Origin of the sequence: Exiguobacterium sp. K1 (assembly GCF_033721435.1) — a bacterium.
Classification (GTDB): Bacteria; Bacillota; Bacilli; order Exiguobacteriales; family Exiguobacteriaceae; genus Exiguobacterium_A; species Exiguobacterium_A artemiae.
The window spans coordinates 650,580-675,996 of record NZ_JAOTIT010000001.1 but is presented as its reverse complement, the minus strand read 5'-3'; the positions used below and the strand labels follow the sequence as shown (position 1 = coordinate 675,996).

The 25,417-nt window shown below is 48.9% G+C and carries 23 protein-coding genes; 5 read left to right on the top strand and 18 right to left on the bottom strand.

Going from position 1 to position 25,417, the window contains the following annotated elements:
- Window positions 1-33: 33 nt before the first annotated feature.
- The 4 genes from N7U64_RS03355 to N7U64_RS03340 are packed head-to-tail and all read right to left on the bottom strand — an operon-like array spanning window position 34 to window position 2,231.
- Window positions 34-444 carry a cupin domain-containing protein gene (locus N7U64_RS03355; protein WP_318928503.1) on the bottom strand — a complete coding sequence of 137 codons (411 nt, stop codon included), beginning with the start codon at window positions 442-444 and terminating at the stop codon, window positions 34-36.
- Window positions 444-911 (bottom strand): cyclophilin-like fold protein, encoded by a 468-nt coding sequence (locus N7U64_RS03350; protein ID WP_318928502.1) that lies wholly within the window; start codon window positions 909-911, stop codon window positions 444-446. The genes N7U64_RS03355 and N7U64_RS03350 overlap by 1 nt, the downstream gene beginning before the upstream one ends.
- A 1-nt stretch (window position 912) precedes the next feature.
- Entirely contained in the window at window positions 913-1,488 is a 576-nt protein-coding gene (locus N7U64_RS03345) for a DapH/DapD/GlmU-related protein (RefSeq protein ID WP_318928501.1), read from the bottom strand.
- A gap of 5 nt (window positions 1,489-1,493) precedes the next feature.
- Window positions 1,494-2,231, bottom strand: a complete 738-nt coding sequence (locus N7U64_RS03340) for an SDR family oxidoreductase (protein WP_318928500.1) — start codon at window positions 2,229-2,231, stop codon at window positions 1,494-1,496.
- A gap of 112 nt (window positions 2,232-2,343) precedes the next feature.
- On the opposite strand from N7U64_RS03340, the gene N7U64_RS03335 reads away from it, so the two are divergent.
- The gene (locus N7U64_RS03335; protein ID WP_318928499.1) at window positions 2,344-3,228 is read left to right on the top strand and encodes a LysR family transcriptional regulator; all 885 of its coding nucleotides are present in this window, start codon (window positions 2,344-2,346) and stop codon (window positions 3,226-3,228) included.
- A 69-nt stretch (window positions 3,229-3,297) separates the two neighbouring features.
- On the opposite strand, the gene N7U64_RS03330 is transcribed toward N7U64_RS03335, so the two are convergent.
- The 5 genes from N7U64_RS03330 to N7U64_RS03310 all read right to left on the bottom strand — a co-directional run bounded on the left by N7U64_RS03330 (window position 3,298) and on the right by N7U64_RS03310 (window position 9,961).
- Window positions 3,298-5,349 (bottom strand): beta-galactosidase, encoded by a 2,052-nt coding sequence (locus tag N7U64_RS03330; RefSeq protein WP_318928498.1) that lies wholly within the window; start codon window positions 5,347-5,349, stop codon window positions 3,298-3,300.
- Window positions 5,350-5,395: 46 nt separating this feature from the next.
- Window positions 5,396-6,244 carry a sugar ABC transporter permease gene (locus tag N7U64_RS03325; protein ID WP_012370531.1) on the bottom strand — a complete coding sequence of 283 codons (849 nt, stop codon included), beginning with the start codon at window positions 6,242-6,244 and terminating at the stop codon, window positions 5,396-5,398.
- Between the two features lie 5 nt (window positions 6,245-6,249).
- On the bottom strand, window positions 6,250-7,506 hold the full coding sequence (locus N7U64_RS03320) for a sugar ABC transporter permease (protein WP_318928497.1): 1,257 nt from the start codon (window positions 7,504-7,506) through the stop codon (window positions 6,250-6,252).
- A 57-nt stretch (window positions 7,507-7,563) separates the two neighbouring features.
- Window positions 7,564-8,838, bottom strand: a complete 1,275-nt coding sequence (locus N7U64_RS03315) for an extracellular solute-binding protein (RefSeq protein ID WP_214849126.1) — start codon at window positions 8,836-8,838, stop codon at window positions 7,564-7,566.
- Between the two features lie 130 nt (window positions 8,839-8,968).
- On the bottom strand, window positions 8,969-9,961 hold the full coding sequence (locus N7U64_RS03310; RefSeq protein ID WP_214849416.1) for a LacI family DNA-binding transcriptional regulator: 993 nt from the start codon (window positions 9,959-9,961) through the stop codon (window positions 8,969-8,971).
- A 180-nt stretch (window positions 9,962-10,141) separates the two neighbouring features.
- On the opposite strand from N7U64_RS03310, the gene N7U64_RS03305 reads away from it, so the two are divergent.
- Entirely contained in the window at window positions 10,142-11,029 is an 888-nt protein-coding gene (locus N7U64_RS03305) for a hypothetical protein (protein WP_214849124.1), read from the top strand.
- Window positions 11,030-11,110: 81 nt separating this feature from the next.
- Here N7U64_RS03305 and N7U64_RS03300 read toward each other — a convergent pair whose 3' ends face one another.
- From N7U64_RS03300 to N7U64_RS03290, 3 genes are all read right to left on the bottom strand, one after another.
- Window positions 11,111-11,506: an RDD family protein gene (locus N7U64_RS03300; protein ID WP_318928496.1), complete on the bottom strand. Its 396-nt coding sequence runs from the start codon at window positions 11,504-11,506 to the stop codon at window positions 11,111-11,113.
- Window positions 11,507-11,622: 116 nt separating this feature from the next.
- Window positions 11,623-11,820, bottom strand: a complete 198-nt coding sequence (locus N7U64_RS03295) for a hypothetical protein (RefSeq protein ID WP_318928495.1) — start codon at window positions 11,818-11,820, stop codon at window positions 11,623-11,625.
- A 319-nt stretch (window positions 11,821-12,139) separates the two neighbouring features.
- Window positions 12,140-12,715, bottom strand: coding sequence for a hypothetical protein (locus N7U64_RS03290; protein WP_318928494.1), 576 nt, complete (start codon window positions 12,713-12,715; stop codon window positions 12,140-12,142).
- 230 nt (window positions 12,716-12,945) lie between these two features.
- On the opposite strand from N7U64_RS03290, the gene N7U64_RS03285 reads away from it, so the two are divergent.
- The gene (locus N7U64_RS03285; protein ID WP_318928493.1) at window positions 12,946-13,869 is read left to right on the top strand and encodes a zinc-binding alcohol dehydrogenase; all 924 of its coding nucleotides are present in this window, start codon (window positions 12,946-12,948) and stop codon (window positions 13,867-13,869) included.
- Here N7U64_RS03285 and N7U64_RS03280 read toward each other — a convergent pair.
- The 5 genes from N7U64_RS03280 to N7U64_RS03260 form a co-directional block, all read right to left on the bottom strand.
- Window positions 13,834-14,478, bottom strand: coding sequence for a hypothetical protein (locus tag N7U64_RS03280; protein WP_318928492.1), 645 nt, complete (start codon window positions 14,476-14,478; stop codon window positions 13,834-13,836). The genes N7U64_RS03285 and N7U64_RS03280 overlap by 36 nt on opposite strands.
- Window positions 14,479-14,490: 12 nt before the next feature.
- Window positions 14,491-15,222, bottom strand: coding sequence for a DUF5694 domain-containing protein (locus N7U64_RS03275; protein WP_290826462.1), 732 nt, complete (start codon window positions 15,220-15,222; stop codon window positions 14,491-14,493).
- 96 nt (window positions 15,223-15,318) lie between these two features.
- The gene (locus N7U64_RS03270) at window positions 15,319-16,665 is read right to left on the bottom strand and encodes a phenylacetate--CoA ligase family protein (RefSeq protein ID WP_214766940.1); all 1,347 of its coding nucleotides are present in this window, start codon (window positions 16,663-16,665) and stop codon (window positions 15,319-15,321) included.
- A 230-nt stretch (window positions 16,666-16,895) separates the two neighbouring features.
- Window positions 16,896-18,254 carry a phenylacetate--CoA ligase family protein gene (locus tag N7U64_RS03265; protein ID WP_318928491.1) on the bottom strand — a complete coding sequence of 453 codons (1,359 nt, stop codon included), beginning with the start codon at window positions 18,252-18,254 and terminating at the stop codon, window positions 16,896-16,898.
- 274 nt (window positions 18,255-18,528) lie between these two features.
- Window positions 18,529-18,915, bottom strand: a complete 387-nt coding sequence (locus N7U64_RS03260) for a hypothetical protein (RefSeq protein ID WP_318928490.1) — start codon at window positions 18,913-18,915, stop codon at window positions 18,529-18,531.
- Window positions 18,916-19,114: 199 nt separating this feature from the next.
- On the opposite strand from N7U64_RS03260, the gene N7U64_RS03255 reads away from it, so the two are divergent.
- Entirely contained in the window at window positions 19,115-20,569 is a 1,455-nt protein-coding gene (locus N7U64_RS03255) for an NAD(P)H-binding protein (protein WP_318928489.1), read from the top strand.
- Between the two features lie 261 nt (window positions 20,570-20,830).
- Entirely contained in the window at window positions 20,831-24,418 is a 3,588-nt protein-coding gene (locus N7U64_RS03250) for a dynamin family protein (protein WP_318928488.1), read from the top strand.
- Between the two features lie 45 nt (window positions 24,419-24,463).
- Here the strand turns inward: N7U64_RS03250 and N7U64_RS03245 are convergent, their stop codons facing one another.
- Window positions 24,464-25,417: a LysR family transcriptional regulator gene (locus N7U64_RS03245; protein ID WP_318928487.1), complete on the bottom strand. Its 954-nt coding sequence runs from the start codon at window positions 25,415-25,417 to the stop codon at window positions 24,464-24,466.

Here is a 25,417-nt window from a genome sequence, read left to right as displayed (position 1 = left end):
GATGACGGACTGAAGATAGATCTCGTTTTTAATTCATTTCTTCAGCACATCGTATTCCTGTTCCGCAACCGGTTCCAGCCAGTCCGGTGTCCCGGCCGTGATCGTCAGATGCGAAAACCAGCTGTCTGACGTCGCTCCGTGCCAATGTTTGACGCCGTCGTGTGTGACGACCGTATCGCCGCTTCGTAACAGGCGGGCCGGTGTGCCCATTTCCTGATACCATCCTTCTCCGTCTGTCACGAGGAGGATTTGGTATCCGTCCCGGTGGATATGCCAATGATTGCGACAGCCCGGTTCGAATGTCACCTGACCGACTGAAATGTCGAGCGTCGAATCATTGACTAACGGGTTCAGGTAACTTTGACCGATAAAGTAAGCCGCAAATGCTTCATTTTTTTCTCCCCGTTGAAAAGGATGTTCTACAGCTGTCTTCGATTTTGTCATCATTCTCCTCCCTCTCCTTCATACCATTGGACGGAAACCGACTTGTTTCCGAACGACGCCCGGATATCCTGAAAACGACTGATTTTTCCAATCCGTGTATACGGAACAACCGGTTCAGCCGCTTGATAAAAGATTACCAGACAGTTATTTTGATACAGCAGTACGTCTCCGGCTTCAATCGTCTGAATCGGTTGGGGCTGCGTCGGAAACGACTTGTCGAAATAATGGTATTTCTCATTCTGGTGTAAATCGTCCATCTGAATTGTAAATGGCATGTTCGCAAGGATTGCTTTTGTTGTCGTATTGTCTTCCAACTGAACCGAAGCGACCTGACCGTTGATGTTGATGTTCATGGTATCGTTCTCCTCAACCTCCTGTTTGATTTCTGTTGAAACCGGAACCGCTGGACCGCAACCTACCAGTACAAGTGAGAGCAGAACAATGGCGGCTCCGACCCGACGCTTCATATCAATCCTCCGATTCATCGATATAACGGATGATCCGTGCCGGAGTGCCGGCAACGATGGCCTTGTCCGGGACATCTTTCGTCACGGTTGCATTGGCTGCGACAATGGCGTGTTTCCCGACGGTCACGCCCGGCAAAATCGTCGCCCCCGCTCCAATCCAGGCATTTTGTTTTAAGTGAATCGGTTTGACGGATAAGCCCCGCCGCTTTGCCGGACTGACCGGATGATTGACGGTCAACAGCTTGGCAAACGGACCAATCAGCACGTGATCATCAATCTGAATCGATCCGAGATCCGTCAACATGACGCCACGATTGATAAAGACGTTTTTCCCGAGTGAGATATGGTGCCCGAAATCCGTATAGAGCGGAGGTAACACGACCACACTTTCATCAACCGGCTGACCGATCAGCTCGCTCAGCGTCTCGCGAAACTCTGCCGGTGACAACAGCTGGCAGTTTAACCGGTGTAGCAATCGTTCTCCGTCCTGCTGGATGGCATGAATTTGCTCGAACACGGCATCTTGTGGCTCGATCAGCCGATTTTCGATTTGTTGGTAGATCGATGAATGCTTCATGCGCATCACACTTCTTGTTGGGTCGGACGGATGATTAAGTTGCTGATCGAAACGCGGTCCGGCGTATCAATGGCATACAGGACGGCCTCGGCGACATCTTCGCTCGTCAATCCCCACTCTTGTTGCGCTTGACGGAGCGACTCGCCTGTTGCTTGATCTCTGATCGTCGTATACAGCTCTGTCTGGACGGCTCCCGGTGAGATGATCGTCGATTTAACATTATTTTCACGTTGCTCCTGACGTAATCCTTCCATGATCGCCCGGACGGCAAACTTCGTCCCGCAATAGACGGCTGATTCCGGATAGACGACATGTCCCGCGACCGAATCCGTCGCAATGATATGACCGGACTGTTGCTGCTCCATGATCGGCAGTGTCGCGGCAATTCCGTTCAAGACGCCCATCACATTGATATCGAGCATATTTTTCCAGTCCTCCCGATGCCCGGCTGCAAGCGGAGCGGTCGGCATGATGCCGGCATTGTTGAAGAGAACATCAATCCGTCCGTAGACGGCTTTTGCTTCCTCGACGACGGCTTCGACTTGATTGAACTCCGTGACGTCCGCCTGTTTAATCTGAATGTTCGCCTCAGGATATGCTTCCTGAATGCTTTGTAAACGCTCAACCCGACGGGCCGCAAGCATTAATTTGGCTCCACGTGACGCGAGCAGTCGTGCGGTCGCTTCGCCGATTCCGCTTGACGCGCCCATGATGACAATGACTTTATCTAGTGGTGTGTTCATGTGTATTCCTCCTCTTAGTTGTTGCTTGTCTACAAGGTTACGAGTATTCACCCTTCATGTCTAATGCTAATATAAAATCATATACCATAACCAAAACGCATAGGAGGACCCCATGGAAATTCAACAATTAAGATACTTTTTAGCAGTCGTCGAGGAAAAAAACATTACTCGGGCAGCACGGATTCTTCGGATTTCACAGCCTGCTCTGTCCCGTCAAATCCAACGGTTAGAAGACGAATTGGCCAGTCCGTTGTTCGACCGGACTCCGGGGGGCATCATCCTGACGGAAAGCGGGTACTATTTGGCGGAACGGGCGCGTGAACTTGTGACGCTGGCCGATAAAATCGTCACCAATCTCTTGACCGAGGAAACGTTGCGTGGCGAACTTTATATCGGCGGCGGTGAAACGGAAAGTCTATTGCCCGTCATCCGGTCATTCAAACAAATGCAATCACAGCACCCGGACGTCACGATTCGGATTCACAGCGGGAACGGTCAGGATATTCTGGATAAGCTCGATAAAGGAATTCTGGATTTCGGACTGGTCATTGAACCGTTTGACGTCAACGCCTATCATTATCTGAAATTGAATCAGCCTGATCAATGGGGTATCTTGACACGGCGCGATCATCCGCTCAGTCAAAAGGCGACGGTAACGGCAGACGACTTGCGGGACCTTCCGTTAATCGTTTCGGAACAACTCCAAGGAAACCGGACGTTTGCCGAACAAACCGGTTTGGACTGGGACACGGTCCATATCGTCGGAACCTACAACCTGCTGTTTAATGCTTCGCTCCTCGTCAAGGAAGAAATCGGTCATGCCGTGTGTCTCGACCGCATCATTAACACAAGTGGAAGTGAACTCATTTTCGTTCCGCTTGCGCCGGCGCTCACTTCCAACACCTACTTAATTTGGAAAAAACAAGCGATTCTGTCGCGTCCGGCTAAAACATTGCTCGAATGGATGAGCTTTCCACAAGAGAAAACGACTTTTTAACGAACACATCCAAAAAACGGCTTTTCGGACAGAACATATCTCTGTCTAAAAAGCCGTTTTGTATTGCATTCATGTTTTCTTCCGTTCAACGATCTTGACTTCATACGGCTTCAGCGTCAGCCGACCGCTGAGTGCTGTTTGTGTCGCCGATTCCAGCAACGGCTCCAACAGTTCGATGGATTGCTCGGTTTCGGAAAAATTCATGATGAATCCGTAATCCGTCTCCTGACCGCGCCGTACTTGAATGGATACTTCCGTGCTGTGCGATGTCGCGAGCGGCGCCTCGATTCGTAAACGATCCGTCAGCAAGGTATACAGGTCATGCTGGAAGGCGGCTTCCAGTCGTCCGCCGATATACCAGGCTTCGCCTTGTCCCAGCTGATGTTTCGTCACGGCCGGCATCTGTCGATAAAAGTCGTCCGTATAGCGGCCGACGATTTCCGCGTGCTCAACCTCGATAACCGTCGCATAATCCTGCAGTTCATACTGTTTCCCGTTAAACATCACGTGATTTCGATCGCTTGGGTACAGCGTATCTGTTTCCGCCGGTCTCAGACCAAAGATTGTCTGCAGTTCTTCCGGCCATCCGGCATACGCCAAATCATGTTCATCGACCAGACCCGTCATGTACGTCGCAACTACCGTACCGCCCTGTTCGACGAATTGTTGCAACTGCCGCAGCGTCGTCCGACTGACCAAATACAACATCGGCACAACTAACAGTTTGTAAGCATCAAATGGCTGTTCTTTTGTGATGACATCGACCGGAATATCCTGTTCGTAAAAGAAACGATAATGTTCCTGCAGCGTTTGCGGATACTGTTTCGTGTCGTTTGCGAACCCTTGCGCATCATTTAATGCCCAGTTATTTTCCCAGTCGTAAAGAATCCCGACCTCTGCGGGACGCGTCGTACCGACGACGGCGTCGAGTTGCTCCAGCGTCTGTCCGACGTGGGCGACTTCCTGAAAGACCCGATTCTCTTCCGACCGGTCATGGTCGACGACCGCCCCGTGAAACTTTTCTGACGAGCCGCGGGATTTCCGCCACTGGAAGTACAGCACGCTGTCGGAACCGTGGGCAATCATTTGCAACGAGGACAACAGGTGCATGCCCGGACGTTTCGCTTTGTTGACGGGATGCCAGTTGACAGCACTCGGCGTCGATTCCATCAGGAGGAACGGTTGCTGCTTCAAACTCCGGAACAAGTCATTGATGAATCCGACCTTCATCGCTAAATTAGCTGTTGTTTCCCAGTCATTGTGCCAGGTCGGATAAGCATCCCAACTGACGACATCGACATTCTTCGCGAATCGACTATAGTCAAGGGCCTGAAACGGAATCAGGTCTTCGGTATCCGCCATGAAATTGGTCGTAATCGGAAGTGCCGGCGTCAATTCGCGTAAGGGGACGCTTTCCTGCTCAAAAAACGAAATCGTCTGATCGGTCACAAACCGTTTCCAGTCGAGATTCAGACCGTGGACCATGCTTTCGCCGATCGGTGATGGCGACTCGATTTGCGACCAGTCGTCAAACGTATGACTCCAAAAGGCACTCCACCAGGAAGCATTCAGTGCATCGAGCGTCTCATACTTCACTTTCAGCCAGTCGCGAAAGGCTGCCTGACAAAGCGGACAATGGCACTCGCCACCGTATTCGTTCGAAACATGCCACATCAGCAGTGCCGGATGATTCCCGTACCGTTCGGCCAATAAGCGGTTGATTCGTTGTGTTTTTTCACGGTAGACCGGAGACGTCAGACAGTGATTATGACGCCCGCCGTGCAACTGTCTGATACGGTGCTCGTCGACACGTAACACTTGCGGATACGTTTGCGACAGCCAGGCCGGACGTGCCCCGCTTGGTGTCGCCAAAATTACCTGTCCGCCGTTTGCGTGAATATCGTCAATAATCCGGTCAAGCCAGTCGAACGTGAACTGATTTTCGGTCGGTTCGAGCGCACTCCAGGCAAAGATGCCGATGGAATACGTATTCGTATGCGCAAGACGCATTAACCGTAAATCTTCCTGTAAGACGTCCGGTACGTCGAGCCATTGATCCGGATTATAGTCCCCGCCGTGCAACAGATGTCTCGCTTTTGTCGTATAAATCGTTTGCCTCATTTTTTAAGCCTCTCCCTTAATCCTCTATTTCGTTTCTCTATCTCTCTTACCCTTTTGTTCCCCCTGCCGTTAGCCCGGACACAAAATGTTTTTGCAGCAGGACAAACAGAACGGCAACCGGGATGCTGATTAAAATCGCCCCGGCAGCAAACGTCGTATAACTTGCACCCATCGCTTCGTTGACGAGATTAAACAGACCGATCGGTAACGTATACGCTTCCTGCGTCCGTAAAATCGTCGAAGCGAGCACGAAGTCCCCGAGCGGGCCCGTAAATCCGTTCATCGCGACCACGGCAAGCATCGGCCGACAGAGCGGTAAAATAATTTGGATGAAAATCCGTGTATGACCGGCGCCGTCGAGTTTGGCACTTTCATCGAGATCGACCGGAATCGAATCCATATATCCTTTCATCAAATAGGTGTTCATCGGAATCTGACCGCCGATATACAACAGAATCAGCAGCCAGTGACTGTTCATCATGCCAAGCATCTGGGCCAGGACGAACAGGGCAATCAAGGCGGAAAACTGCGGAATCATCTGTAACAGCAAAAACAACGTTAAGGCCTGCTGACGTCCTTTAAAACGGAAGCGCGAAAAGGCATAGGCCGTAAAGGAAACGCTGACGATCGTCCCGAGCATCGTAAAGAGACTGATTTTTAACGAATTCATATACCAGTGACTGTATTGCAGACTTTCTTTTCCGGCAAACAATTCCCGGTAATGATCCAGTGTCGGATTTTTCGGGATGATTGATGTGCTGACTAAACTGTTGCCCGGATTAAAACTCGCCCCAATCGTCCACAGGAGCGGATAGATGATACAAGTCGCAACGAACAGCAGAATCAAATAGGTCAGCGTCAGGCGAACCGTCCGCGTTTTGTTCCGTGTCACCATCTTGATCACGCTCCTTCCTTAAATGCATTTGTTCGTCTGAACTGCCATAAGGCAATCCCGATGACAAAAATCGACAGTAAGATTGTCAACGCGGCCGCTAACGCATATTGACCGGACTGCATCGTCAATTTATAAATCCAGGAGACGAGGATGTCCGTTCCGCCGGCATTTGAACCCGGCACGGACGGTCCGCCGCCGTTAAAGAGATAAATGATATTAAAGTTATTGAAGTTAAAGGTGAACTGGGTGATGATGATCGGCGACATCGCAATCAGCACCATCGGCATCGTGATGTGCCGGAACTTTGCAAACATCGAGGCACCGTCAATCGTTGCCGCTTCATATAAATCTTCCGGAATCGATTGCAACACACCCGTCGTCACTAAAAAGACATACGGGAATCCAAGCCATCCCTGCATGAAGACGAGCGCGACCCGTGTCCATTTTTCATCGGTCAGCCATGGAACCGGATCGATTCCCAACAGAGACAGCAGATCCATGTTGACGGCCCCAAAACTGTCATTAAAGAGACCGGCAAAAACAAGAATCGTCACAAATCCCGGAACCGCCCACGGCAGGACAAAAATCGTCCGAATGACCCGTTTGAACCGGACCTCTTTTTGGTTGACGAGGACTGCCATCATGATACCGAGCGACACTTGTAACGTCGAGGCGACCAAGGTCCAGATTACAGTCCAAGACAAGACATCAAAGAACGTCGATCGCCAAATATCAACTGTGAAAATTTGAGCAAAGGTAGAAAATCCGACCCAATCCGCCAGTTTCGCAGGCGGGGAATGATATAAATCATAATTTGTGAATGCCAAGGCGAAGCTGAATAAGATCGGAAAAATTACGGCAAAAATCAACAGAAACAGGGACGGACCACTGACCAGATAGGGATATCCCTGATTGATCAAATTCCGATAATCCGATAACAGCGAATCCGGCCGCATCCCTTGATCCCGCTTTTGTCCATTGCGGTAGGCATCGCGTAAATTAAACACATAGACTCCTGTCCCAAACAACAAGACGATGATGGCAATGATGCCTTGCGCCAACAGAAAAATCGAGTTGTCGCGCGGGACTTCCGTTCCTAGCGTCACGATTCCCCATAATCCCATATTGAGCAAGTCGGCGAACGTAATCCAAAAAGCAATGCTGACTATAAGCAGGAGTCCGCCTTTCATCCATTGCCGGTGATACAATTGGCCAAGTCCTGGAATGATCGATAACATCAATCCAATTTTCCGGTGCTGCACGTCCTTCACCTCTTTACTAGAATCTCTGACTGTCTGGTCGTATCATATGAAGCGTTCTTACTTCGCTCCGTGTTTCGCTTCGATTTGCCCGTCGATCGTTTTGACGGCCTGCTTCATCGCGGCTGCCGGTTCAGCTTTTCCGGTCGCAATCGTTTGAAGGGCGGCATCGACCGGCTTCCAGACTTCATTCATTTCAGGGATGTTCGGTGTCAACTCGGAAAATTTCGATTGTTCGGCGACTGCCTGTGCGGCTGGACTTTTTGTGACGGCAGGATCTTCTGCCAACGCACTGACGGCCGGGACTTCTTTTGTGATTTCAAAACGCTTTTTCGAGTTTTCCGCATTCGTCAGGTAAAGCGCTAGCTTGTTCGCCATTTCCGACTGTTTGGAGTAAGCGCTGACATTATAACTTTTGACACCGATGAAGGAACTCATGTTTTTTCCGTTTTCCAGTTCCGGCAGTTTCGTAATGCCGAAATCAATGCCTGCTTTCGTAAAGGGTTCGACATTCCAGGGACCGGAGATGATGGCGGCTGCCTTCCCTTCCGTAAACAAGGATTCCAAAACGTTGATGCCCTGCTCCCCGATGATACCTGCCGGGAATAATTTTTCCTGATAGAACTTTTGAATATAGGACGCACCTTCGATGGCTCCGGTATTCGCAAGGCCGACTTCTTTTGTCTGGTATTTTCCTTGATTATCTTGTTTGAAAATATAACCGCCATATCCACTTAAGACACTTTGGGCATAATAGATTTGATCAAATAAAGCGAGGAATCCGAACGATTGCCCGGTTGTCGTTTTTTTCGATAAGGCGTACCACTCTTCCAGTGTTTTCGGTAGCTTGTCTTCTGAGACCAGTTTTTTGTTGTAGTATAAAACCGTCGTTTCCACCGCTTTTGGGACACCGTAGAGTTTTCCGTTCACTTTTTGCGAATCAAGGGCGACATCGGTATAAATCGACTGGACCTCTTCCGGGACATTCATCTCTTTGATGATTCCTTCCGTTACCGCTGTGCCAATCTGATCCCCCGGCATCGTCAACAAATCAGGACCTGTGCCAGCCGGACCATCTAATCGTAAATCCTCGATTTGCTTAGCGTACGGTTTTTCGATGACCTGTACGTCGACATCGTTGTCCTGTTCGAATTTTGAAACGATGTCTTTGATTCCTTCGCCTTTTTCAATGTCTTCCCAGACGATTAGCTTCGCTTCTTTATTTGATGATTGTTCCTTGTTTCCCTGCGCTTCTTCCCCGGGACCACACGCCGCGAGCGAGGCTGTCAATGCCAGACTACTCAGGACAGTCATATATGTAATGGTTTTTTTCATCTTCTTTTTCCTCCTGTGGATCATATTATGAAAAGATTAAAACACTTTTTGAAAGCGCTTTAATAATCAAAATATAGCACCACAAGAAAACTTTGTAAATAAATTTAGTAAAAAATTTTACTAAATTTATTTACAAAGTACTTTTACGAGTGATTAATTCTGCACCGATATAGACCGTTTTGACGATATTTCGTTTCTGTAATACACGTTCCAGTAAAAGTTGAATCGCATTTTGACAAATCTCTTCGAGGTCAATATGGAACGTAGTCAGCGGCGGCGACACGTATTTCGAAATACTTGTATCATTGACACTGATCAGACTGACCCGTTTCGGAATCTCGATCTGTTGCTCGTTCAAGACTTGCAAACAACCGACTGCAATCGGATCCGCCGCTACATAAAACGCTGTCGGCAACTCTTCCCCGAGTTGTTCGACCGCCTGATTCATTAAGTAATACCCATTGTCGACCGAAAATCCCCGCCGGCAAAAGATGAAGTCTTCCCGTAACAAGTCACGTTCCTCCATCGTTTGCCGAAACGCCCGCTCCCGTCCATCCATCTCTTCCGCATCCGTATCAAGATTATGGTACGTGCCGCCGATAAACCCAATCTTTTCATGACCTTGCTCCACTAGCACTTCAACTGCCTGACGGGTGATTTGTGCAAGATCCGGACGAACCGAATCGTAATGTGCGGGATCAGGTGTCGAGTCGATGAATACGCCATGTGGTGTCAATTCTCTCAAATACTCCAACTCACGGTTCATGAATGAACCGACAGCAATGAATCCATCAATATCCAGCGGGATTTTTTCAATCCCGCCTTCGAGTTTGTAGGTCGTCAATTCGATGTTATTTTCCCGTGCTTTTTTTTCGATTTCCACCCGCATCGTTTGAAAATAGACGTCTTCGAGCTCTTCGTTATCGGTCAGCCAATATAAAAACGCGATGTTCTTCACGAGTGTTTTTAATGTTTTTTTCCGGTATCCGATTTCTTCCGCCACTTCAAAAATCCGGGATCTTGTCTCGTCACCCACTGATAACGTCGGGTCGTTATTCAATACGCGGGATACCGTCGAAATCGAACAGCCCACTTCTTTTGCAATATCTTTGATCGTCGCCATCATACATCCGCCTCTTTTTGAATTATTTTAAGTAAAACAATTTAGTAAATTTTAATTTTTTAAATTTTAACATATGGTAAAATGAGAGGAAATAATTTTACTCATTGAATGGTTAATAGTTGTATTTGTATTATACCGTTAAAAAGCGTTTTATTTCATACGAAAAGAGGAGGAAAGAAATTGCAGGTCCGGATGAATCTACAACAAGACCGGTCGACACGATATTGTGTGAAAAATGATCGGGGAATGGAAGTCGAGATTTCAAGCAAAGGAGGAAGCATTGAACGTTTGATCGTGCCTGACCGGAATGGGCATCCGGAAGATATTATGTTTGACTGTTCTTTGGTAACGGTTCCTACGATTCCTCGCGGTTTATCCGGCCGGTTGTATGATACGTCATCCGGTTCCGTTCACGAAATCGATCTGTCATTACATCAGCTTTCATTCACAGCTGAACCGTTTTCGACAACACAAGAATCCGGACTTCGTCTGTCGGCGGAAATCGCTGTCAATGGACAGGTGATCGCAATCGACATGCTTTATGTGCTGACTAACAACAATCAATTGATTCTCCGTTATGCAGCGACGACCAACCAGCCCCTTCGCCTCTCTTTGGCGCTTCCGATTTTCTTTAACCTAAGCGGTAATTTAAAAGCTAGTATTACACAACATGATTTAAAGTTTGCCAGTTCTTGTTTCATCCACCCCGTACCGGCGTTGTCGATGAATCCGTGCTTGCAACAGACGAAAGGGACCCCCTTTGATTTTCGGTTAGGGCGTCGTCTGCACCATTTCTTTTTAGACAAGATGATTTCAAGGCCTCCTGCCGATACCTATTTTTTATTTCATGAACAACCGGTCATCTCTGTTCATGAAGCCGTAAGCGGGCGCTGGATGACAATCGAAACTTCCCAATCCGGCTTTGTGTTGTCTGCAGCAGCGCATCATACCGACACGTCCTTCTCCGGTATTTGTTTTGATTCAACCGATTTCCTTCTGTCATCTCTCATCAACGGTCCAATTCCCTACTTTCACGAGACGACTTATTCGTTTAGCACGACGTATTGATTTCACAGCAAGAGGAGGACAGCAGACTGTGCATCTGTCATCCTCCTCCGTTTGATTTGTTTTACGGGTCCACCCGCAAACCTAGTTGATTTTCCGGATGACCCGGGTTCCGGCAAATTCATCCTCCGGCAGGATCGATCCGTCTCGCAGATATACTTTCCGATTTTTCCAGGCTTTAACCGGAGCAATCGTTTCCCGGTACACAATCCGTTTCGCAATCTGTTTTACGGCAAGCGGTTGTCCGTTCTCGCTGACGACTTGAATCCGAAACAGGCGTTGTCCGACGGTTTGCCCGCTCCCCGTCGACAACTGGACCGTCTCGATGAGACAGTTAACGGCCGGTTCCGTAATCAGGGCATGTACCGCCTTGTTCTTAATACGCCTTAACACGGTTTGTTCCAGCACACCGGAAACGATTCCCTGGACCAGTACGTCGACGACGCCCGCTCCGATTCGGCGTTTTAATAAGTCATCCATCTTCCCTTCCTCCTTTTTTCACTTTAATTGGCAGATCTGTTTATACATCCTTTCGTGCCGCAACTAAAAAAAACCTTCTTTGAGACGGATGACTCCGATCAAAAAAGGTTCATGCGTCACGTATACAACAGGACGATACTGCCCAAACCGAACAGACAGCCCGTATACAGAACAGCTGCTATTCGTTTACTGGATCCCGGAATATCCCGACGGACGAACAGCCGTCCGTACTTCACGGTTAAAACAAGGCCGATGACAAGTGCTGCAAGCGTGAGGCTCGGCATGTCAAGCAAAGTCAAATACAGATTCAGCATATCTCTCCATCCTTTCCGGTTAACGTTTTTATATGTAGGTTCCCTGTCAGCCCAGCCACGCGGTACTCCCAGAGGCAACAAACAAGCCCTCTCTTATCCCGTTTAATCGTGGATTTGATCACTCTTTGCTCGTTGATGGTTTAGCTTTCATGCTCTGAGCGTTCACCTTTGTTCGTTGTTCCTTGAGCTGTGAACATTGAACTTTCACTTCCGGTTCTCAGTGGAACCGATGTGAGGTGCCGAAGCACGGATTGTTTTGTTATCGCACAAAACAGGCGTGTTTGGTCGCAGGAATATCAGACTAACAGGGGTATGATTCTTACGCAAAAATTTTCGTTACGGTATTGCTTTCCGACAATGTAAAGTCCACTTCCGTTTCAAAGGTATCGATCGTCTCATCCATTTCAGCGATGACCTGGCGCAAGTTCGACGGATCAATCAACTTCGGCTCCAGGCGCTCGATGAACAGTCGACGTGATTTTTCCATCTCGTCCGCATTCCCTTTTTCCCGGGAACCGTACGTTGCCTCGATGTGGCTGTCTGCCCGCCGTACGATATCTTGCCGCTCTGTCTCGATGGTCTGTTCGACTTGCAGGAGTTGCTCCCGTAATGTCTGCAACAGTTGCCGTTCATAGACAAGCCCGGCATCCCGCCGGTCAATCGCCTCCGCAACGGTCATCTCACGGCCGTTAATACGGACGACCGTTACAGCATTCGATGCCGTGATGGCAGACTTAATCCGGTTCCGCCGCTCGATCAAATCGCGAATCGACTGCAGGTTGGCTTTCGCTTCTTCCGCAAACGTCGCGACTGAAGGATATCCCGCCGGCGCCTGACTGCCGTTCTGCACACCGATAAACGCTTTCGCCTGTGCTTTTTGAATCCGTTTATCCAAATTTTTTAACTCCACTAATCCGCGATGAATTGACATTTCGATTCGTTCGATGGGGGTCACGTCCTTTTTCTGTTTCTGTCTTTTTTTCAGAATAACACAGACTTGTTCGTAAACTGACACTGTCCGAACAGTTTCCACCTTACAAAATTGTCATATTTTTATTTTGATAAGGGATTTTTTACCTTATACTATAGAAAGAAGTTTTATGTTTTTAGAAAAGAGGGGTTTTTATGCATCAAGAACGCTTACAGGTCACGGCAGCCCGGTCTGTCACCTGGACGAGACATCATCTTCCTCCGGTCCAAGCACACGAACTGCTTGTCCGGACAATTGCCGGTGCAATCAGCATTGGGGCTGAACTGCCGCAAGTCCGGGGCGACGATCCGACCGATCCGGCTCCCGTCTATCCGAAGGAGACTGGCTACGAAAGCTACGCCACTGTCATTGCCGTCGGAAATCAGGTCACCCGGTTTCAAGTCGGCGACCGTCTACTTGCCTTTTACGGTCATCAGGATATCGCACTCGTCGACGAAGCCAAAGCCATTCCTGTTCCGAACGGTGTGTCCGCCAAACTCGCCTTGCTGAACATCTTATCGTGCGACGCTGCGAAAGGCGTCCGGAAACTGGTCCCTAAACCGACGGACTCGGTTTTAGAGACCGGAATGGGTGTCATCGGACTGCTGGCCGTTTTCTATCTGCGGCACTTCTATCATGTCGACCGGATCGTCGTCTTTGACCCTGATCCCGTCCGCTCATCGCTTGCACTGTCACTCGGGGCGCATGCTTCATACTCAGATTCGGATGAGTCGTTTACACACGCATTGGGGTGTTCTGCACGACAGGACGCTTTCGCCTTATTACAGGAAAAGCTTGTTCCCCACGGACAGCTCTGTATTCTTTCAGACGGGAATCATGAAACCTTATCGTTGACGCCGGCCTTTTACGAGAAAGAATTGCGGCTCGTCGGTTCGAGTGACGGATGGGATTACCAGGAACATGCCGCCTGGTTTTTCAAGACGGCACCACATGTTCCACATCTCGAACAGTTGTTTGAAAAAACGGTCTCAGCCCGTGACTTAGTCGAATGTTTCGACCGTTTGCGGACAGACGCGCCGCCTTTAAAGGTGCTGGTCCTCTATCCGTCCGTCGATTAATGCAGGCGGACTCACCGTCCGGACCTCGAGACCGTTCGGATCTTGCACCGGCAGCGCAGGTATTCCGGAAAATACAACCTGTCTGGCATGCATCCGTTCCGCTACAACCGACGTAATTTCCGGAACCGGTCGAGCCAGTAATTGAGACAGCAACGGCTCAAGACCCGGTGTCGGTGTCGCGATTCCAAGCTGCAGGAGCCGGTCCCCTGTTTCTGACTCGACGGCATCCGGATGGGTCTGCAATTCAATACGGAAACCAAACGGCGTTCCGATGAACGTCCGACGTTCGTTCGCCTGAATCGTCAGTCCCAGACCTTCCGCCCGGCCGAGTACCTGCAGTCGCTCGGCTTCCGTTACAAGGAAGCCGATATGGTCAAACATCACTTTTTTCCCGTAACCAAACGTAAGATTGATGGCTCCTCGTTTCATCTCGATGATCCGAAACAAAATCTGTTGCTCACGAAAATCGTCCCAATCGAGCGGAGGATCAAACGAAGTGAACTCCCCCGCGTATTTCCCAATCCGTTGTGTCACCTGAAAACCAAGCTGTTGATAAAACCGTTCTGTTTCCTCCACGAACGGTGTCCAAAGATGATAATGAAATAACATATGTATCGCTCCTTATATCATAATATCGTCAAGCGTCAAAAGCATGACCTCGCCACTCTCCGTCAACAGCTGTTGCAGCAAGTGAACGTGTGCAAGACCATAGATGACCATAACCCGTTCATCTGGTTCTGTAACACCCGCAAGGATGTTCTTAAAGATCATCAGATTGCGATAATACCAATATCGCGAGACCCACTCCATTCCGGACTCACCAAGACGAGCAAGTTTTAAATAAGTTTGGTGCATCTCCTGCACACGTCCGTCAGTATTGATTTTCTGTAAAAAGGAAAGCAACGGTAGTTCAGTAAACTCCTGTTCCATCTGTTGCATCCGTGTGGTCTCCCTTGCAATGATTTCGTCAAATTGTTCCGGTTTTTCCCTTCTCAGCTGGTCGAGCGATGGTATCCCGTCAATCAACTGGTTCCAATCAACTGCTTGAATATCATCGAGACCATTTTGAGAGGCGAGACGAAAACCAAGTTGATGCCGTTCGTCGGCGGTCAACGTCAATTTTCCGGCGCGATACGCCGCGTACTCACGCGTCAAGTCCTGTTGATGTTCAGAAGGGCTTTCAAGCATGATCTTCGTCGGACGAAAGTCGGACAAGACATTTAATGCGTCCTCAATTTGTTTTTGCCGGTCCGGCGTCAGCATCGACACGCCTCGCAAATGAAGTAAGTCTCCGTTATCCGGTCGGTCGAAGTGTATCGTTCCAAGCAGTAGTACCGCGGCACGTGACCTCATCGTCTTCCTCCTTTTTCGATGATCTTCTTTTATACTACAACAATTGTAAAAAAATCCATCAAAAAACACGGATCCTCAACTGGATCCGTGTTCCGTTTACATCAACTGTTTGACTAGAAGCGTCTTACCGCTGACTTCCCGCGGAATGTTATCGACAGCACGTAACGAGACGTTCATCTCGGAACCAAGTAAAGTCTTTAAAAACCGGTACAGTTGTTCTTCGTGCTCCGATAAAAACCGGGTCCGGTCCGGAATATATAAAAACGTGATGTCCCGTTCACTGTTTTGGATATATTGGACCCGTTCGACGCTGTTCGGCAACACTTTGACCAAGCTGGACAACTGACCTTCAAAAACCTTTTGTCCGTTTTGTTTGACGATATACCCCCGTCCCCGACCGTCAATTGAATCAATCACGGGACCCGGATGGCCGCAGGAACAGGTTTTGCCGCTGCTCGTCATCCGATCCCCGACCCGGTAACGGACGAGCGGCGTCCCATGGGTATCAAAGCTCGTGACAAGAATTTGTCCGTCCGGTTCAATTTCAATGATGCCCATCTCGTAGTGCAGGTGTTTATTTCCGAAACGGCACTCGGAAACGATCGGTGCCCCTTCCGATGAGGCATACTGATCAAACACCGGCGCGTGAAAGACGTCTTCAATTAATTTCCGTTCCGTCGCGGTCATCATCTCTGCCGTCGGAAAGATAGCGCGCGGCCGGCACTGCAACTCCATTCCGATTCGTTTGGCATGGTAGGCCAACTCAATCATCGCTGACGGCAACCCGTCAATCGATTCCGGATCAAACCGGTCGATTGCCTGCAAATAAGCAGTCATCGTTTCAGGGCTGAGTTTCTTGACGGTGAACAGCAGTTGATTCAGCGCATGGTTCATCCGCCAGTAGACAGGTTTTTGTTGCCGTTCCGAAACGAGCGCCTGTGCTGTAAAACTAATCCGGCGCATTCCTTTTTTTACACCGTGAGTCGCCTTAAAAAAATCGAGATGCGCCATCCGCACCTGCATATCTTCTTTCGTATACCGGACTTGAATCGACTTCCCTGTCGTCCCGCCTGTTTTCCCGAGAATCGGTGCAGGGAGGTCCGTACGAATCGATTCGATTTGCTGCCGTAACATCTCCTTTTCAAGTGACGGAATCTGCCGAAGCTCCGTTAACGCTCGAAAAGGCAATTGCAGATTCAAGTCTTTAAACAGCGTGTGGTAATAGGGGCTATGTTGCCGGCAAAACAGCAAAAACGTATTGAGACGCGCCAATTGATCCCGTTCCACATCGATTGGTTTTTCTAATTTGTCTGCTAATTCCTGAAATCGTGTTTGGTACGCCGGTCCATAACGTTCCCGTTGAAGTCGATAGCCATACAAAGTGGTAAGAAGATTTTGCATGAACACCGGTGAATACAGATAGACTTGCTCTTTGATTCCCATCTGCGCACGTCCTTTCGAACAACGACTCGACGCCTTCACTGAACATATTCTTAATAGGTTCAGCTTACGTCGGCATTCTGACAATCACATGACAAAATCTACCGCACTACACTTTCACTTCGATTTTTTTCCTCCTTTAGCAAACTCCTTCTTTTTTTGAAAAGACATCAAAAAAGCAGACGACCTTTTTGAAAATAAAGGGAGTCTGCTCGCGTCGTATAGCGAATTCTTCAACTTGTTTCCGGCAATAGTTGTTTGATCAATAATGTTTTTCCGCTGATTTCTTTCGGAATTTCCGGCACTGCCCGTAACAACACTTCCATTTGTCCGCCGAACAAACGTTTTAAGACGAAGTACAGTTCTTTTTCATGTTCTTCTTTGAAACAACGTTCGTCCGGTACATACAACATGACGATTTCTTCTTTGTCGGATTGAATATACTGGACCCGTTCGATACAGTTCGGGAAGGCCCGTACGATCCCGGCCAGTTCTCCTTCAAAAATCCGATGACCGTCTTTCAGCTGAATGAAACTTCGTCCCCGTCCGTCAATGGATGCTATGACCGGACCGGCGTGTCCGCACTGACACGTGGTTTCACTTAACGTCATCCGGTCCCCGACACGGTACCGGACGAGCGGCGTGCCATGGGTATCAAAGCTCGTCACGAGAATCTGACCATCTTCCTCAACCTCGATGATGCCCATTTCATAGTGAAGGTGTTTTTTTCCGTAACGGCATTCCGCGACAATCGGTGCTCCTTCAGACGATGCGTATTGATCAAAAATCGGCGCATGGAACACTTCTTCGATCAATTGGCGTTCCGCCGCCGTCATCATTTCCGCTGTTGGGAAAATCGCCTTCGGTCGGAACGTACACGGAATATTGTACTTTTTGGCATGACGCGCCACTTCAATCATACCTGAAGGGAGGCCGTCAATCGATTCCGGATTAAATCGGTTCAATTGTTCGATGTACAAGGCTGCCGTTTGCGGATTAATGTTTTTGATCGTAAAAAGCATCTGATTGATGACTTTATTCATCCGCCAGTAAACAGGTGCTTTCTGTGATTCTGCCGCCAGTGTCTGTCCCGTAAAGCTGGCGCGCCGCATGCCGCGTTCAATCCCGTGTGTCCACTTAAAGTAATCGAGGTGCGCCATCCGGATCTGCATGTCTTCCTTTGTATAATGGACTTGAATCGACTTCCCCGTCGTTCCGCCCGTTTTCCCGAGGATCGGCGCTCGGATCTTAGCATGCACGTCCGCATTACGTGTCCGGAGGATTTCCTTGCTTAAAATCGGAATCTGTTTTAGTTCGTCTAATGTTTCAAGCGGTAAAGTGATCCGGTGTTGCTCAAACAGCTCTTGATAGTAGGGGCTGTACGTCTGACAAAACAGCAGAAATTGATTCAGACGCGCCAACTGTTCTGCCTGTGCATTCGTCTGAAAACGTTCTTTTTCCTTCAACTCCTGTAAACGTTTCTGATAAACCGGACCATATCGTTCCTGATACAGCACGCGACCATAAATCGTCGTTAAGATATTTTGAAGAAAAATCGGTGAATGAAAGTAAATCGATTGCTTGAGTTGCATATGTCCACTCCTCTCACATCTCAGTCAGAAATTTCAGTTGAGCCGTTATCCATTTCCTGTTACTTACATCTTATTTCCAGTGATTCGGCGGTTCAATCAAATCTTAGTAAACAAGCTTAGCTTTTATTCGGATACCGTTTTATGATAGTAAACTTACATCACAAACATCTTTTAATAAAATTCTTATAATTATCTTTTCTTTACCGTTTCCGGTAAAAAACAAAAAAAGAGACTGCTTTCAGCCTCTTCTCCTTCGTTCGAATTCCGGTTACGTTTAACGCCGTTCCGCCTCTTCATCTGCTGTTCCAAACATCCGGACCTGAATGGCTCCGAGTGCCAACTTCAATTCCGTCGGACTCAACTGATCGATGATTTCGATCACAGTCACCGTCGTCCGCCCATTATACAACTGCACAAGGAGTTGACGCTCCACATCGATCATCCGGTCATCAATCGACTCCGCCAACATTTCCTGATAAAAAAACTCACCCGTTTCCGGGAAAAAATAGTCACTGAATAATTGCATCAATTGTAAATTTCCCGTCGCCAAAAACAAAATGGCTTGAAACGGCGGTTTCATACGATTCCGCGTACTCAAACGTTTTAATATCATCTGGTACCGCTTCTGGTGTTGCTCATCTAAGAAACAGACTGCGTTCATCTTCGCCCTCTCCTTAAAGTAGAAATTAAGTAATATGTACATGGAAGTTGGTGGAGGTCACCACTCCTATTCGGTCTCTTTTTTCTTTTCCCTGTTTTTTATGCCTCAAGCCTGTTATTTCCTGAAAACATCTGAAGGGATTACGAACCGATTGATTCGGGTAAATTCAACGAGTAACGTTAATCGAGGAGGAAAACTCATGACTCAAACACGCAAACGGTTGGCACTTGCAGGTGCAACCGGATATATCGGACATAATCTCTTAAACGAACTCAAGAAAAAATATGATGTCATCGCCTTATCGCGAAACGGTGATGACAAGGATGATGAAGACCATGTCGAGTGGCGCTCGTGTGATTTATTTTCGCTGAATGATACCATCGACGGGTTACAGGGGGCGGATATCGCCATCTATCTGGTCCATTCGATGATGCCGTCCGCTAAACTGACACAAGGCTCATTCGAAGATATGGATTTGATTTTAGCGGACAATTATGCCCGTGCCGCCAAAGAAAACGGCATTCAGCAAATCGTCTACCTGAGCGGCATCATTCCGGAAGAAACGGAAGACTTGTCCCGCCATTTGAAAAGCCGTTTGGAAGTGGAACGTGTGCTTGGTGCTTACGGGACTCCCGTAACGACCATCCGGGCTGCGTTGATCGTCGGCCCAAAAGGATCTTCCTTCCCGATCTTATCGAAGCTCGTCAAACGGCTTCCCGTCATGTTGTTGCCGGAATGGACACGGAATCAGACGCATCCCGTTGCATTGCCAGATGTCATTCATGCCCTCGGAGCAAGCGTCGGACGGGAAGATTTGAAAGACCGCGCCATCGATATCGGCGGTCCGGAATCGATGACGTATAAAGAAATGATTTTGAAAACAGCCGAAGTCATGGGGAAAAACCAACCGACGTTCGATATTCCTTTAATGACAGTCAAACTGTCCCGCCTTTGGGTGACATTAGTTTCCGGAGAGCCGAAGGAGACGGTCTACCCGCTCGTCGAGAGCATGGTCCACGAAATGGTCGCAGATCCGGATAAAATGGTGGACGGCATCAGCGACGGGAAAGTCACATTCGAGGAATCCGTTCGGATGGCGTTAAAAGAAGAGCAGAAGGAAAAGGATCAGAAAAAACAATCGGGTCATTCGTCTAAAAAAGAAAAAGACGAAGTGCTCGATGTCCGGTCCGTTCAGCGTGTCCGTCTGCCGGAAGGACGCGATGCCAACTGGGCGGCAGATAACTATGTATCTTGGCTCTCCTCTTTCGCTAAGCCGTTCCTCACTTCTGTTGCGAACGAGACCGTCGTAAAGATTCAAGTGCCGTTTCTCGATGCACCGCTTCTCGAATTGACGAAAGAACCGTTTCAGGATGCCGAGCAAGCTACGTACCGGATTACCGGCGGAATGTTTGCGCAAGTTCAGGAAGGCAGCAAAGGGCGGATTGAATTCCGACAAATTCCCGGATCCCAGGAGTGCCTGATTGCCATTCATGAATATGTACCGGCCTTACCATGGATCATTTACAAATCGACGCAAGCCAATATTCATTTGCTCGTCATGTACCTGTTTAAGCTCCATCTTCTCCGTCTGATGCAGACGACGGAACACGCTCCTGACGAGTCGGATATGATTGTCCCGGAAACAAACGCTTGATTTTAAACAAAATCAGATTTCCTACCAGACTGAATTCCCCGAGAAGCGGGGATTCAGTCTTTTTTAATGACTTTTCACCAGCCGGGTTTTCGACGGACCGCTTGGTAATCAGTCTGTTATTATCATATAGCATTTTGCGGAATCCGTAAGTTTTAATGTCTCGCCTGTCGCTTGACTGCGGAACTTACCGATGAACAGATGACGGAACCAAAATAAGCGTGATACACTGAAGCTGGATTGTAAGAAAGGGGTTTCACACGCATGCGCTCATTTGAAGAACGGTTAACGAATCACATTGAAGCGACCGCGCTTCTCACGACATTGATTCAACCCTCGTCGGATCAACTCCGGCTCGACAAGTTAAATAAATTTTCCGAGAAATTATTAAAACGCGAATTTACGATTGCTTTTGCCGGACATTTTTCAGCCGGGAAATCAAGCATGATCAATGCACTGACCGGTGAGTCGATTTTACCGACCAGTCCGATTCCGACCAGTGCCAACATCGTCACATTACGCCGGGAAGAACAGGATGCTGCCATCATTCATTTTCACGACCGCCCTGCCGTAAAGCTCGCAGCGGCCGATTTACCGCATCTCGAGACGTTAGGACGTGACGGTACCGTTGAACGGATTGATATCACCCATGCTGGCTCAAACTTACCGCAAGGACTTGTTTTAATGGATACACCGGGTGTCGATTCCGTCGATGACGCCCACCGGATTTCCACCGAATCCGCTTTACACCTGGCTGACTTGATTTTTTATGTCATGGACTACAACCATGTCCAGTCCGAGTTGAACTTCACCGTCACTCGTGAATTGTTGACTTCCGTACCTGAACTGTATTTAATCGTTAATCAAATCGATAAACACCAGTCCAGCGAATTATCTTTTGCCGCCTTTAAGCGTTCCGTCGTTCAGTCGTTTGCTTCCCACAGCGTGGAACCAAAAGGAATCTTCTTTACGAGCTTACGGGAAGCGGATCATCCGGAAAATGACTTCCAGACCGTTAAAGAACTCGTCGATCACAGCATCCGGGACGTCCAGCCGAAACTGTTGCAATCAGCGGCTACTACACTGGAATCCTTACATGCCGAACACGTGGCGTACCTCGAAACACGGATCGAGGAAGCCGCCGAATCGACAAATGAAGGATTGACACCGGCAGAACGGCGACAATCGGATGAATTGCTTGAACAGTTGCACCAACTGGATTTACAACTCGAACTGATGGCTGCCGAACAATGGGTCAGCCGGTTTTCACAGCACCGGGAAAGCTTGTTGCGAAATGCCACTTTGATGCCGTTTGAACTTCGCGAGAAAATGCGGACCTTTTTAGAGACACGACAAGCGTCCTTTAAAGTCGGGTTCTTCAGAAGTGCGAAAAAGACACAGTCCACCCAGCAACAGGTAGCAGACGAACTCTTGCGGGCGTATCAATCCGTCACGACATCCGAAATTGCCTTGCATCTTCGGAAATTGATGAAACAATCGTTGGCGGAAGCCGGTATCTTAACTGATCAGCATACGATGCAGATCGACAACTATCCACTTGATCCACCGCTTCGTGTCATCGAGGATGCTGTCCAGGAAGGCATTACGATTACCGGTGAATCCGTCCTCCAGTTTACGAATCGTGTCGTCAGTCTGACGGCTGACTGGTATACGAAAGAGACGAACCGCTGGCGGGACGGAATTCGAGCGGAACTCGAACAAACAGATGGCAGCGTCAAACAAGAGGTGCTGACAGAACAAACCCGTTTACGTCAAAAATGTGACCTATTGAAAGCCGAAGCAGACGCCCGGCAAGTCTTAAACACGTATCTCGAACAGGCCGACTCACCGACGGACAAGCAATTGCAAACCGCAAAACAACAGGTTTTGCTTTGGCAACAGGAACTGATTCAGGCCGAGCAAGCGTTAATCCCGTTCCAACCGCAGGAAACGCTGGAGGAAGTCGCCGTCGCGGCAGAAGCGGTTCGGTTAACCGATGTCGAGGACACACGTGCCTATACGCCGGAAGAAATGCACCAGATTCAAACGATTTTGTCGTCCGTTCCCGGATTCGAAGAGACGGTCGCCTACTTGCAAGACAAACTGAAGCGGGTCGCTTCGAGTACCTTTACGATTGCTTTATTCGGTGCGTTCAGCGCCGGAAAATCATCTTTTTGCAACGCGCTGCTCGGACAACCAGTCTTGCCTGTCTCGCCTAATCCGACGACGGCTTCGATTAACCGGATTAACCCCGTCAGTGCAGCACATCTGCACGGGACGGCGACCATCTGCTTTAAGACGGAGCAGGAACTCGTTGCTGAATTAAACGACCTCCTTCAGGCGTTCAATGCCACAGTCACTTCTTTGAAAGAAGCGGCGGATTGGATCGAATCCCAGCCGACACATACATTACGGGATGCTTCTTTCTTACGGGCCTTTGCAACCGGTTATCCGACTGTTGCGCCGTTCGTCGGAACGACACAAACAGTCGATCAAACGACGTTCACCGATTACGTCGCAAAAGAGCACCTCAGTTGCTTCGTCGATGTTATCGATTTGTACTTTGACAGCCCGTTGACCCGTCTCGGAATTACATTGGTCGATACGCCGGGTGCCGACTCGATCAATGCCCGTCATACGGATGTCGCGTTCGACTATATCAAGGATGCAGATGCCATCTTATTCGTGACGTATTTCAATCACGCGTTCGCCCGTGCGGACCGGGAGTTTCTGATTCAGCTCGGCCGTGTCAAGGATGCCTTCGAACTGGACAAGATGTTTTTCATCGTCAATGCAATTGACCTCGCACAAAACGAGGGTGAAAAACAAGCGGTGCTGCAGTATGTCGAGACGGAACTACAGCGGTTCGGGATTCGGACCCCTCGTCTGTTCGGCGTCTCGAGTCTTCAGGCGTTGGCAGAGAAGCAGACGGACCGAGCGCTCGACTCGGGTCTTCCTGTCTTCGAAGACGCCTTCCATCAGTTTTTGGAACGGGATCTGAAAGGACTGGCTGTCCAAGTATTGTCGGAGGAAACGGAGAAAACCGTGCACCGGTTACGTCAATTGATGGAGCAGACCGAGTTCAACATCGCCCGTAAAGAAACACGTCTCGAAGAACTGGATGACTTGAAACAGACGATTGAAGCACACTTTTCGGATCCAAGAACCGAGTTACTTCGTCATGCCTTGTTTGCGGAAATTCATGAGCTGCTGCACCATGTCAACCAACGGATCTATTATCGTTTCCCTGACTTCTTCAAGGAAGCGTATCATCCCGTCCGCTTTGCGAATGCCACAAAACAGCAGGCGTTGCAGGAAGCGCTTGTCGAGCTGCTCGGCTTTTTGAAATATGATTTTGAACAAGAATTACGTGTAACCCACTTCCGGATTGACGGCTGGATCAAAGCTGTGCTCGTCCAACGTTTCCAGGAAGAGGAACGGTATGCGGTGAAGTTGAATCCCTCTTTCCAACTGTCCCCATTCGAAGCGCCGGCGATGACGTCCGTTCATTTCGAGGGGCCGTTCCAGGATGCGACGCCGTATCAGTCCGTGAAACAGTATTTCCGTAATCCAAAAGCCTTTTTTGAACGCAATGAAAAGGAACAATTGAAAGATGCTTTGATTCAGTTGACGAAACCGGATGCGACTTCTTATCTGGAAACAGAAGAACAGCGATTGCGCGAACTCGCGCAGCAACATGTCGCCCGTCTGCTCGACGAGATGTATGCCCGGATTTCCGAAACCCTGCATAAACAAATCGAGATGGAACGAACCAGTTTGGCGACGACCGACCATCTCGAGCAATTCAAACAAGCTTACACCAGCATCAGCCATCTCAATCAAACCGTTTAATTTTTCCCGTAGGCGGTACACAAAGAACCCGGATCAGCTGCTCTTCTACAGAAGAGGCGGCTGGTCCGGGTTCTTTTTAGCGTCTGCTGTGCGATCAGACGGATGCGGCCAATACGATTTGAAATAATGCAGCACATAGTCTTCGACGTGGCGCACAAGCGGACGCTGCTCGACTCCCGACAAACGGTTTAACGAGACGTCCCATAACATCGGCGGGTCAAACGGTAAGATACGGATATCATCGGCATGATGAAACCGGAGAATCGGTTCCGGCAAAATCGACACAACGTCGAGTTCTTGCACCATCCCGATCAATAAATCCCAGGCACCGGACGTAAAAAAGATTTGTGGTTCGACCTGTACATGGCGGAACTGGGATAAAATTTGATGATGCAACATAAAACTGTCATTGAGGATGACGAGCGGTTCCTCTGCCAAATCACGATAAGACACGCTTTCAGATTCGCTTAACGGATGGCTCGGTCTGACCGCGACGACGACTTCATCTTCAATCAACCGATGCCGTTCGATTCCGTATGTCTCCCCCGGTTCAATTAAAATCGCCAGATCCAATTCTTCAAGCAGCAGCCGGCGTTTCAATTCAAATGCCCCTTCTTCGATGATCTCCAACTCGATACCGGGATGTTCCGCCATCAATTTCGGAATCAGTTGCGAAAAGAGAACGGGCAGAATGACCGGCGGAATCCCGAGCCGGACTTTCCCGCGCAGGACACGCGACCGCTCGTGCAGGTGTTCCATCATTTGTTGATGTCCGTGCAGGACACTGAGGGCATCCTCATAAAATTGTTGTCCGGCGTCTGTCAGACCGGTCAGTCGTCCATGGTGCCGCAAAAACAATTCCACTTGTTCCAATTCTTCAAATTCTCGCACCAGTTGACTGAGCGCCGGTTGCGAAATATGCAGATGTTTGGATGCCCGCGTTAAATTATACGCATGGTCTACGATCGTCGTAAAAAACGTCAATTGCCGGATATCCAC